The 278-nt window shown below is 39.9% G+C and carries 1 rRNA gene; it reads right to left on the minus strand.

The window, feature by feature from the left end:
* Position 1: 1 nt before the first annotated feature.
* Positions 2-116: ribosomal RNA gene (rrf, locus tag H5115_RS20040) — 5S ribosomal RNA — on the minus strand.
* Between the last annotated feature and the right edge of the window lie 162 nt (positions 117-278).

Raw genomic sequence — 278 nt, forward strand, 5'->3', positions numbered from 1 at the left:
AGCCTGGTAATGTCCTACTTTCACATAGCAAATGCTACACTATCATCGGCGCTGTTTCGTTTCACTACTGAGTTCGGCATGGAGTCAGGTGGGTCCAAAACGCTATTGTCACCAAGCAAATTAGGGCGTTAATTCGTATTTCTACGCACTAACTGAATTTGGAAAATATCTGATAATATTTTTTAAGTCTTTCTAAGTAATATCTACTTTAGTCATATTAACCTCTGTCAAACTGTCGCATAAAACGCGTTTGGCGTTGTATGGTTAAGCCTCACGGG

Origin of the sequence: Pseudoalteromonas sp. SR44-2 (assembly GCF_014163745.1) — a bacterium.
In the GTDB taxonomy this organism is placed as follows: domain Bacteria; phylum Pseudomonadota; class Gammaproteobacteria; order Enterobacterales; family Alteromonadaceae; genus Pseudoalteromonas; species Pseudoalteromonas distincta.